The following is a 10,308-nucleotide window of genomic DNA, read 5'->3' as shown; positions in this document are numbered from 1 at the left end:
GCCCCGCCCCGTGCGGCCCGCCCGACCGCCCCGTGGCCCCGCCCCGCCCGACCGCCCCGTGGCCCCGCCCCGTGCGGCCGGCACGGTCGCGCGGCGCCCGAACGCTGGAGAACCACCGTGCCCCGTGCGATTCTCGACCCCGTGCGGAGTCATCGAGTGAGCCCAGTCTTCGTCGGCCGTGCCGACGAACTCGTCCACCTGCGGCAGGCCCTCGCCCGCGCCGAACAGGGCGAGCCCCAGGCCCTGGTCATCGGCGGAGAGGCAGGAGTGGGCAAATCCCGCCTGCTGGAGGAGTTCACCGCGCACGCCACCGGATCGGGTGCGCTGGCGGCCACGGGCGGCTGCGTGGAGCTGGGCACCGACGGTCTGCCGTTCGCGCCCGTCGCCGCGATCCTGCGCTCACTGCACCGCCGGCTGGGAGAGGCGCTGCTCGAGGCGGCCGCCGGGCAGGAGAACGAACTGGCACGCCTCCTGCCCGAGCTGGGGGACTCCGGCCACGCGCCGCCCGGCGAGGTGGACCGCGCGCTGCTCTTCGAGTTCACCACCCGCCTCCTGGAGCGACTTGCCGGTGACCGCACCGTCGTCGTGGCGGTGGAGGACCTCCACTGGTCGGACCGCTCGACCCGCGAACTGATCGGCTACCTCTTCCGCTCGGTCAACCGGTCGCGCCTGATGGTCCTTGTGACGTACCGCACCGACGACATCCACCGCCGGCACCCGCTGCGGCCCTTCCTGGCCGAACTCGACCGCCTCCGGAGCGTGCGGCGCCTCGAACTCACCCGGCTCAGCCATCCGGAGGTCGCGGCCCAGATGGCCGGCATCCAGGGCTCCCCGCCCGACCCGGCCGTGGCCGACTCCGTCTTCACCCGCTCCGAGGGCAATCCGTTCTTCGTCGAGGAGCTGACCGCGGGAGGCGGCTCCGGGGACATCAGCGACTCGCTGCGCGACCTGCTGCTCGTGCGCGTCGAAGCCCTCCCCGAGACCACCCAGGAGATCCTGCGGATCGTGGCCGAGGGCGGATCGTCCGTCGAGCACGTGCTGCTCTCGGCCGTCGCCCGCTGCCCGGAGAACGACCTGCTGGCCGCACTGCGCGACGCCGTGGGCAACAACCTCCTCGTACCGACCGACGACGGCGACGGATACCGGTTCCGGCACGCGCTGATGCGGGAGGCGGTCGTGGACGACCTGCTGCCCGGCGAACGCGCCCGTCTCAACCGCCGCTACGCCGAAGCGCTGGAGGCGGCGGGGAACCTCGTCCCCGAGGACCAGCTGGCGGCCCGCAAGGCGCGCTACTGGCACCTCGCGGGTGAGCCCTCCCGAGCGCTGCCCGCGGTGCTGGACGCGGCGGTGCAGGCCCGCCGCCGCTACGCCTACGCGGAGCAGCTTCGGCTGTTGGAGCGGGCGGTGGAGCTGTGGGACGGCGTTCCCAAGGAGGTCCGGCGCACCCTGCGGCCCGCCGACCAGATCGAGAGCTTCCCCGTTCCGGACCCGGACCAGCCGCTGCGGTTCCGCGACCTGCTGGCCGAGGCCGTGCAGGCTGCTCGCCAGTCCGGGCAGCCCGACCTCGTCTGGGCGCTCACCAAGCAGGCGCTGCGGCTGCTCGACGAACAGGAGGACCCGCTGCGCGCGGCGTGGTTCTGGGTCAACCGCTCCCGGGCCCGCGACCAGCTGGGCCGCGGGAACGGCCTGGAGGAACTGGAGCGTGCCCGGGGCCTGATCACCGGGCTCCCACCGTCCCTCGGCCACGCGCACGTCCTGGCGGCCGTCGCCTCCTGGCAGGCGGTGAACCGGCCCGGGCCGGAGAGCTTCGGCTACGCGGAACGCGCGATCGAGATGGCGCGCGCCACCGGCGCCGTCTCCGTCGAGCTCCACGCACGGTTCACCCTCGCCAACCTGAAGGCCGACGCGGGCGACGTCGACGGCGGCCTCGCCGAGATGCGGGCGGTGCGCGACCAGATGCTGCAGGTGCGGCTCCCGCCCTCGAGCAACAACATCGGCCGTGCCCTGGTCAACTTCGCCGGGGCGCTCGCCCGCTACGGCTGGCTGACGGAGGCCCGCGACGCCGCCGACGAGGGGCTCGAGCTCTGCGACCGCTTCGGCCTCTCCGAGGCCAAGCCGTGGCTGCAGGCCAACCGGGGCGGGGTCCTGTTCGACCTCGGGGAGTGGGCGGCGGCGGAGGAGGCGCTGCGCTACGCCGCCGAGTCCGGCGCGGAGCCGCGGCCGCGGTCCAGCGCGCACGCCCAACTCGGCCTGCTCCGCCTGGGCCGCGGTGACACGACCGGCGCCGAGCAGTCCCTGGCGGAGGTGCGGGCGCTGGTGGACGGCGGGGACGTCCCGGCGCAGTACCGGCTGCCCGAGGCGTGGCTCGCCATGGAGCTGGCCGCGGCCCTCGGCAAGCCGGACGAGGCGCGCGCCCAGGCCGTCCGCGCGCTGGAGGGCGACCCGCCGCCCTACCTCACCACGGTCCTGTGGCGTGTCCTGCCCGCGGCGGCGGCCGTCGAGGCGGACGCCCGGGCCGGCGGTGCCGCCGCCGGTGAGGGCGAGCCGATGCTGTCCCGCGTCCGAGAGGCCGCCGCTGCTCTCCCGACGTCCATCGGGCCCTGGGAAGCCGGGGCGATCCACCTTCACGCCGAGCTGGCCCGCGCAGCCGGGAACGACCGGCCCGAGTACTGGGAACGTCTGATCGAGGCAGCAGCGGCGCCCCGCTCGACCCAAGTGCTGACCCTTGCCTACGCGCGCCGTCGACTGGCGGAGTCGCTCATCGCCGCCGGCGGCAGCCGTGCGACGGCGGCCGAGCATCTCCGTGCGGCGCGCACCGCCGCGGACCGACTCGGCGCCGTCCCGCTGCGCACCGACATCGACCGGCTCGCCAAGCGGGCGCGGCTCGACGTCGCAGGCGCCGGCCGCCGCGCGGGACGGGCCGGCAGCACGGGCACGGGCACGGGCGCCGGGGCGCTGGGGCTCACCGCGCGGGAGCGGGACGTGCTCTCCCTCGTCGCCGAGGGGCGGAGCAACCGTCAGATAGCCGAGGCGCTGTACATCGCGCCGAAGACGGCGAGCGTGCACGTCTCCAACATCCTCGCCAAGCTGGAGGTGTCCAGCAGGGGGGAGGCGGCCGCGCTCGCGCACCGCCTCCGCCTGGTGCACGAGCCCGCGGACTAGAGAGGCACGGGGCAGCCCGGCCCGCCCCGTGCACGCCGCACGGGGCGGGCCGGGCCGGCGGTCAGTCGGCGACCGCGTACCCCAGTTCCTCGGCCGCGACGGACCAGAAGGTGTTCTCGTCCGCCACCGCGGCGGGGTCGATCTCGCGGAACCTGGAGACCAGAGTCTGCGTCAGGTGGTCACCGGCGAGCGGCTCCGTCCCCGGCGCTTCCGGACCGTCGCCCGTCCCGGCGAGGCGCACCGACGCCTCGCGGTACGCCCGGGAGCAGGCAACCAGTTCGGTGAGCCCGGTGTTGACCAGGTTGGGAGCCCCGCCCTCGGGTACCCCCCACACGCCGCCGTCGGCGCGGTCCACGCCGATGAAGCTCAGACCTTCGTCGCGGGCGACGACGGCGAGTTTGCGGCCACCCGCCTCACGGTTGGCGAAAGGAGCCGCGAGCCAGGTACCCGGGTAGGGGAACGCCTCCCGCTGGTCGAGGAGTTCGGCGAGTTCGACATCGTCCATGCGAGCGAGTCTAGAGAACACGGCGCCGGCCGCGGCGCATCCGGGCCGTCGGTCACCGGCTCCGTCCGAAAACGCGTGACGAGCAGGCGCTCGCATCCGGAGGCCGCCGCGCCGGCGCCAGGGCGCGGCGGCTCCCCGAGCGCCGCCACCGGTGGGCGGCGACCCGCGAACCGGTGGCGGCGAACCGGCCACGGGGCGCCCGCGCAGGCGCCCCGCGCCGCGGTGGAGAACCGGCCACGCGGGGCACCGGACGGCGTGCCTCAGCTGACGGTAAGCCGGAGCAGCCGGTCGTCGCCGTCCTCCGGCGTACCCCGGGTGTCGGTCTCGTTGGTCGCCAGCAGCAGTTCGCCCGGACCGACGGCCAGCACGGCGCGCAGCCGCCCGTACTCGCCCTCCAGGAACGCCTCCGGCTCGCCGGCGTCACCGGACTCGTTCAGCGGCACGCGCCAGAGCCGCTCCCCGCGGAGCGTCGCCATCCACAGTGCGCCGTCGGTGTAGGCCAGCCCACTGGGTGACGCCTGGTCCGTGGGCCACTCCGCGACCGGGTCGACGAAGCCGGAGTCCTCACCGCCGCTGCCCTCGAACTCCGGCCATCCGTAGTTGCCCCCGGGCTCGATCAGATTCAGTTCGTCGAGGTCCCGTGCGCCGAACTCCGACGCCCAGAGCCGGTCGCGGTCGTCCCACGCCAGCCCCTGCACGTTCCGGTGGCCGAGGGAGTAGACCAGGGAGCCCGGCTCCGGGTTGTCGTCCGGCACGTCGCCCTCGGGGGTCATGCGGAGGATCTTCCCGGCCGGCGACTCCGGGTCCTGCGCGAGGTCCGGCTCCGCCGCGTCGCCGGTGGCCGCGTAGAGCATGCCGTCGGGCCCGAAGGCGAGGCCGCCGCCGTGGTGGATCCGGGCGTCCTTGGGGATGCCGTCCAGCACGACCTCGGGGGAGCCGAGCGTGTCCCCGGAGTACTCCATCCGCACGATCCGGTTGTCCGACGCTGCGGTCAGGTAGGCGTACAGCCAGTCGTCCTCGCCCAACGCCAGCCCGAGCAGTCCGCCCTCGCCGTCCGCGGTGTCCACCCCGTCGACCGAGCCGAGGTCCGTCGTCCCGCCCGACGCGGGGTCCACCCGGAGCACGGTCCCCTCGTCGCGGGAGCCGACCAGCAGCTCCCCGTCGGGCAGTTCCACCAGGCCCCAGGGCGAGGGAAGGTCCTCGGCCACGGTGCCGACGACCTCCACACTGCCCTCGGCAGGGGCGCTCTCCGCGTCGGACGACTCCTCCGTCCCGTCGTCGGGTGAGCCGCCGTCCGGCGTCTCCTCCGTGGAACGGTCGGCGTCGGACGCGGAGTCGTCCGCGTCCTGGCCGGAGCAACCGACCGCGAGCACCGCGCAGGCGGTGAGTGCGGCGGCCAGCGAACGTGGCGAGCGGGGCCGTGCGGACATCGGTGACGCCTCCCAGCGTGAACGGTGCGGTCCGGTCCCGCACCCCTACCCGCACGCTACGTCGCGACCCGCCCCGTGACCGGCCCGCCACGGCAGCGACCCGGACCGGCGGTGGCGCGCGCACAGGGCCGCCCCGTGCGCGCGGTGACGGGGCGGACGGCGGTCCGGAAGGCCGCGCGGCCCGGGTCCCCGGTCCGCACATCCGGCCGCTCCCTTACGGCAGGCGGGCAGGCGGGCAGGCGGTCGCGCGGCGACGGGGCGGGCGGCGTCAGCCCCAGGCGTCCAGCGCCTCCGGCAACCCCCGCAGTTCGACCAGATCGGACGGCGTCAGCACGACCCCGGCCGCCGCGCAGTTCTCCCGAACCCAGCGCTCCTTCTTGGTCCCCGGGAGCGGTATCACCTGGTCGCCCAGACCGAGCAGCCAGGCCAGCGCGACCTGCGCGGCCGTGACGCCGCCGTGCCGCGCCGCGACACGGCGGAGCGCCGCCACGACCGGTTGGTGCTCCGCCATCATCTCCGCGGTGAAACGCGGGTGCCTGGCGCGGGCGTCGTCGGGTTCGAACCCGCGTCCGGCGGTCAGCGTTCCCGTCAGATACCCGCTGCCCAGCGGCATGGCGGCCAGCAGGGTGACGCCCCGTGCCCGGCACCACGGCAGCAGCTCGGTGGCGGCACGGGGCGCCCACACCGACATCTCCGCCTGCACCGCGCCCACCGGAAAGACCTGCTGCACCCGTTCGAGGACGCGCAACGCCGCCGCGTACCGGCTCTGCGACCCCTGCCCCGGACCGCGGCCCGCCGGCGCGGGGCGGCGCGGGGCCGGGCCGACGAGGTCGAGTGCGGACAGCCCCAGGGAGCGGACCTTGCCCGCCCGGACCAGCTCCGCCATGGCGCCCCAGCTCTCCTCGACGGGCACGTCCGGATCGGGGCGGTGCAACTGGTACAGGTCGATCCAGTCGGTGCGGAGCCGTCGCAGGGACGCGTCGCAGGCCCGTCGGATGTACGCGGGGCGGCCGTTGGCCACCAGGTGCCCCTCGCTCGCCATCACCCCGCCCTTGGTGGCGAGGAACGCCCGGTCCCGCCGCCCGAGCAGGGCGCGGCCCAGGAGGAGCTCGTTGGTGAACGGCCCGTAGCTGTCGGCCGTGTCGAGCAGGGTGGCGCCGAGGTCCAGCGCGGCGTGGACGGCCCGCACCGATTCCGCCCCGTCACGTTCCGAGGCGGTGTACGCCCAGCTCATGGGCATGCAGCCGAGCCCGATGGCCCCCACCCGCAGGGCACCCGCGCCCACCGTGGTGTTCCGCACCCCTGTCGATCCTCCCCGCGTGCCCGCTGTCCCGGTCTCCGGTCGCCCGTGACCGGCCGATGTCGCCGTGGCCCCCGCGCCCGCGCTTCCGTTCACGCGCCCGGGCGCACGGGACGTGGCGTGCCCATGTCCTCCACGTGCCGGAGCGAGGCGTTCAACGTAACCGCTTCCGCCCCCTGACCCTCGCGCCCCCTGCTCGATACGCTTCGCCCATGACCACCGGTGACGTTTGGCTTCCGCTCCCGATCGACCAGCTCGGTCCGCTGCCTTCTTCGTTGAGCTACCGCTTCTGGGACGGCGACGGTGACTTCCCCGCCGATCCCGCCGAGTGCGTCTTCTACGGTGTGCCCTACATGCGCCCGCCCTCCGTCGTGACTGCCCCGCTGCCGAAGATGGGCCGTGTCCGCGTGGTGCAGATGCTGACCGCCGGCTACGACCACATGGTGCCCTCCTTGCCCTCCCTCGACGCGAACACGGTGCTGTGCAACGCCGGTGATCTCCACAACACGAGCACGGCGGAGCTCGCTCTCACCCTGACGCTCTCCGCGCTGCGCGGGATCCCCGACGCCGTGCGCAACCAGTGGGAGGGCCGCTGGGAGAGCCGGGTCATGCCCTCGCTGGCGGACCGCAGCGTGCTGATCCTCGGCTACGGGGGGATCGGCTCGGCCGTCGAGGAGCGGCTGCTCCCGTTCGAGCCCCGTGAGGTCGTCCGTGTCGCCGGCTCCGCCCGGCAGGCGGCGCGGGGGCCCGTGCGGGCGGTGGCGGACCTACCGCAACTGCTGCCGGACGCCGAGGTGGTCATCGTCTGCGTTCCGCTCAACGACACCACCCGGGGTCTCGTCGACGCCGCCTTCCTGGCCCGGCTGCGGGACGGTGCGCTGCTGGTCAACGTCGCCCGCGGCGCGGTGGTGGACACCGAAGCCCTGCTGGTGGAGACCTCCGCCGGCCGGTTGCTGGCCGCACTCGACGTCACCGATCCCGAGCCGCTCCCCGCCGACCACCCGTTGTGGCGCTCGCCCGGCGTGCTGATCACCCCGCATGTCGGTGGCGCCTCCTCGGCCTTCCTGCCCCGCGCCGTCCGCATGCTGCACGGCCAGCTCACCCGCTTCGCCGCGGGCGAGCCGCTGCGGAGTGTCGTGGCCACGGGAGGCTGACGTGCTCACCCCGTGCTCCGAATACCACATAACCGACCGCGAAGGGAGGAAATTCGCGCAGTAGTTACCCTGTGTCGTGAATGGATGCCATTCTGTGACCGGCTGGTGTATCGTCCCACAGGGGCGTGCCCAGGACGCAGGGGGCGATACGCGAATGCACTGTCCACGAGAAGCAGTTGACGGCCGGGCCGGTGGGCCCGCGACGACGGAGGGCGCCGCCCGGGTCGCACCCAGAAGCGGCCTGGTCCGACAGATCGTCCTCGCCGCGGTGTGCGCGGCGTACGCGGCGGGGGCCGCCCTCGGGTGGGGATCCGAGGACCTCGCCCTGATCATGGGCGACTTCGGGCTCAGCGTCGCCGCCCTGCTCGCGAGCGGCTCCTGCCTCTGGTACGCCCGTACCCGCGCCGGGGAGTTCCGCGCCGCGTGGGTCCTGTTCGGGCTCTCCTCCCTCATGGTGGGCCTCGGCAACGCGGTATGGGGCTGGTACGAGGTCGTCCTCCGGGAGCCGGTACCACGGACCTCCGTCGCGGACCTGTGCTTCCTCCTCTTCGCGCCGTTGGCGATCGTCGGACTGCTGATGCTGGCCAAACGGCCCGTTTCACGCGCCGGCTGGCTGTGTCTGGGGCTCGACGCCTCGTTGATCGCGGGATCGCTGCTCGCGCTCTCCTGGTCGGTGGCCCTCACCCACACCGCGCAGTCGCAGGGAGAGACGGTGATCCGCGCCGCGCTCGCCCTCGCCTACCCGTTGCTCGACATCGTGCTGGTCACCATGGTGCTGGTCCTGCACTTCCGCCGGACCGCCGCGCACCGGGCAGCGGTCAACACCGCCCTCGGCGCGCTGAGTCTCACCGTCCTCTGCGACGCTCTCTTCACTTCGCCCCTGCTCCGGGACCAGTACAGCTCGGGGCAGCTGCTGGACGCCGGCTGGTTCGCCGGGTCGCTGTTACTGGCCTGCGCTCCCTGGACCCCGAGTGCGGGCGCGGACCGGGCCGCGAGTCCGGAGGCCGCGGAGCCGGACGGTGAACGCCCCGGCCCCGACGCCCCCGACCGCGCCGAGCCCCCGCACGGTGCGCACGCCACGGAGGCGGCCGCCCGCCACGCCCCGGAGCCCCCGCTGGCCCAGCCACTCTCGGGCCCGCTCGCAGCGCTCACGCCCTACCTCGCCGCCGCGGTCTGCACGCTCTCCATCCTCATCACCGTCACCAAGGGCCGAGCCGTGGACCCCGTGGTCGTCGGCACCGCCTGCGCCGTGGTGCTCGCCCTGCTGGTCCGCCAGGGCATCACCCTGCGGGACAACATCATCCTGGCGGGAGAACTCGCCCAACAGGAGAGCCACTTCCGCTCCCTGGTGCAGGGCTCCAGTGACGTCATCATGATCGCGGCCCCGGACGGGGTGCTGCGCTACGTCAGTCCCGCCGCCGCCGGCGTGTACGGACTGCCGGCCGAGGCCCTGGTCGGCAGGCGGCTCTCCGACATCATCCACGCCGAGGACCTCGGCCGGGTGGAGTTCGAGTTGCGCCGCTTCCTCTCCGTGCCCCCGGCGCGCGAGCCGGTGACACGGGTCGAATGCCGCGTGCTGCACGGGGGCGGCCGCTGGCTCAACGTCGAGTCCTCGGTCAACCGCCACCACAGCGGGCTCATCTTCAACAGCCGTGACGTGACCGAAAGGGTTCGCCTCCAGGCGCAGTTGCAGCACAGCGCCTCCCATGACGCCCTCACCGACCTCCCCAACCGCGCCTTGTTCACCGAGCGGTTGCGGCAGGCCATCGAAGGACGGCGCACGGGGGAGGGCACCCCGGCGGTGTTCTACATCGACCTCGACGGGTTCAAGGCCGTCAACGACACGGCGGGCCACCAGGCCGGGGACGAACTGCTGATCCAGGCCGCGCGGCGGCTCCGTGACTCCGTCCGCTCGGGGGACACCACCGCCCGGCTCGGCGGGGACGAGTTCGCGGCACTGCTCAACCCGTGCCCGTCAGGGGCGTCCGGGGAGCCGGGAGGGCCGCCCCACAGCGGTGGGACCGGCGAGGACTGCCACGCCGGCGGTGAACCGTGCCGCTCGGGCCAGGTCCGCACCGACCAGGTCCTCGACATCGCCGAGCGCGTGCGTGCCGCCCTCTCCCGCCCCTATCTCGTGGAGGGCCGCGAGGTCCGCGTCGCCGCCAGTATCGGCATCGCCTTCGCCACTCCGGGCTGCACCCCGTCCGGACTGCTGCGCGAGGCCGATGTCGCGATGTACCGCGCCAAGCAGGCGGGCAAGGGACGCGTCGAGCTCTACGACGCCGAGTCACCCGGGCAGAGGAGGCCGGCCCCCGCCGCCCCCGCCGCCGTCGCTCCGGTCGGCGGCCACCCCGTCGCCCGCCCCAGGACGCCGCGCGGTGTGGCTGCCCGCCCCGCCGCGACCCCCGCGGCGGGGGAGGAGGCCCCCGCCGAACGAGCCCGCCCTCAGGGAGTGCCCTGCCCGCTCATCCCCGCCGCGCGCAGCGGCGAGAGCCACCCGCCCGCCCTCCGCCTCACCCACCAGCCGCAGGTCTCCCTGGAGGACGGCGCCGTTCACGGCTTGGCGCTACGACTCATCCGCTCGGCGGGGGTCGAGCGGACGGGCCCCGGTCCGGGAGCTCAGGGGGCGAGCCGCACCCTGCGCACGCCGGCGCCCGGGGTGATCTCGGTGGTGTGCTCCGGGACCACGATCAGCGCGTCGGCATGGGCGAGCGCCCCGGTGAGGTGGGAGCCGGAGCCGCCGACCGGTCGCACGGT

General features: G+C 74.6%; 5 protein-coding genes and 2 pseudogenes. 3 read left to right on the top strand and 4 right to left on the bottom strand.

Features of this window, described 5'->3' with window-relative positions; all coding sequences use genetic code 11:
• Positions 1–156 precede the first annotated feature (156 nt).
• Entirely contained in the window at positions 157–3,162 is a 3,006-nt protein-coding gene (locus tag HCN52_RS17075; RefSeq protein WP_312876738.1) for a helix-turn-helix transcriptional regulator, read from the top strand.
• A gap of 61 nt (positions 3,163–3,223) precedes the next feature.
• On the opposite strand, the gene HCN52_RS17070 is transcribed toward HCN52_RS17075, so the two are convergent.
• The 3 genes from HCN52_RS17070 to HCN52_RS17060 form a co-directional block, all read right to left on the bottom strand.
• The gene (locus tag HCN52_RS17070) at positions 3,224–3,667 is read right to left on the bottom strand and encodes an SUKH-4 family immunity protein (RefSeq protein ID WP_168089321.1); all 444 of its coding nucleotides are present in this window, start codon (positions 3,665–3,667) and stop codon (positions 3,224–3,226) included.
• Positions 3,668–3,927: 260 nt separating this feature from the next.
• Positions 3,928–5,097, bottom strand: a complete 1,170-nt coding sequence (locus HCN52_RS17065) for a PQQ-dependent sugar dehydrogenase (RefSeq protein WP_209314645.1) — start codon at positions 5,095–5,097, stop codon at positions 3,928–3,930.
• A 268-nt stretch (positions 5,098–5,365) separates the two neighbouring features.
• Positions 5,366–6,397 carry an aldo/keto reductase gene (locus HCN52_RS17060; protein ID WP_168089320.1) on the bottom strand — a complete coding sequence of 344 codons (1,032 nt, stop codon included), beginning with the start codon at positions 6,395–6,397 and terminating at the stop codon, positions 5,366–5,368.
• A gap of 212 nt (positions 6,398–6,609) precedes the next feature.
• Between HCN52_RS17060 and HCN52_RS17055 the strand changes: the two genes are divergently transcribed.
• Positions 6,610–7,551 (top strand): 2-hydroxyacid dehydrogenase, encoded by a 942-nt coding sequence (locus HCN52_RS17055; protein WP_168089319.1) that lies wholly within the window; start codon positions 6,610–6,612, stop codon positions 7,549–7,551.
• Between the two features lie 154 nt (positions 7,552–7,705).
• A pseudogene (locus HCN52_RS17050) lies at positions 7,706–9,829 on the top strand (diguanylate cyclase domain-containing protein); the annotation flags it as partial.
• Positions 9,830–10,170: 341 nt separating this feature from the next.
• On the opposite strand, the pseudogene HCN52_RS17045 reads toward HCN52_RS17050, so the two are convergent.
• A pseudogene (locus tag HCN52_RS17045) lies at positions 10,171–10,308 on the bottom strand (gephyrin-like molybdotransferase Glp); the annotation flags it as partial.

Source organism: Streptomyces bohaiensis, from assembly GCF_012033785.1.
GTDB classification, from domain to species: domain Bacteria; phylum Actinomycetota; class Actinomycetes; order Streptomycetales; family Streptomycetaceae; genus Streptomyces; species Streptomyces bohaiensis.
This window is presented reverse-complemented; position numbering and strand designations above follow the sequence as displayed.